This window comes from Candidatus Symbiopectobacterium sp. NZEC135 (assembly GCF_025962695.1).
The window spans coordinates 1-696 of record NZ_JAGFPF010001136.1 but is presented as its reverse complement, the minus strand read 5'-3'; the positions used below and the strand labels follow the sequence as shown (position 1 = coordinate 696).

At 57.6% G+C, this 696-nt stretch carries 1 pseudogene; it reads right to left on the bottom strand.

Annotated elements, in window-relative coordinates:
• A pseudogene (fadH, locus tag J5224_RS32915) lies at window positions 1-696 on the bottom strand (NADPH-dependent 2,4-dienoyl-CoA reductase); the annotation flags it as partial.

Here is a 696-nt window from a genome sequence, read left to right as displayed (position 1 = left end):
TGTCTGTCGCTCTTACGGGCAGTTTTGTTTCATGGCAGGCGCGCGGGTTGACTAAACATGACGTCACCTTGCCGACAAAAATGCGATCGAGGCAGGCTTGATTGCAGCCGATACAGGTATTGATCTCATCGCTGCGGCCGGTTTCTGCTTTTTCAAGCAAGTGCGCATCCGCCAGAAAGGGGCGCGCCATGGAAACCATATCAGCGCAACCCTGTGCCAGCATCTGTTCTGCCTGTGCCGGATCGTTGATGCGGTTGGTGGTGATAAGCGGTATGCTGACCTTGCCCATCAAACGCTGAGTCACCCAGCCAAAGGCACCGCGCGGCACCAGCGTTGCGATGGTCGGGATGCGTGCCTCGTGCCAACCAATACCGGTGTTAAGTAGCGTGACGCCTGCGGCTTCCATCTCTTGAGCCAGCGTCTCTATCTCTTGCCATGAGGAGCCGGACTCCACCAGATCGAGCATCGACAGGCGATAGATGATAATAAAGTGCGGCCCGGTCGTACGGCGTACCGCGCGCACAATCTCCAATGCGAAGCGGCGGCGGTTTTGTTCGTTGCCACCCCAGTCGTCATGGCGCTGGTTGGTGCGCTCGACCAGAAACTGGTTAATCAGATACCCTTCAGAGCCCATGATTTCCACACCGTCATAGCCTGCCTGTTGGGCCAGCGCCGCACAGCGGGCAAAATCAGCGA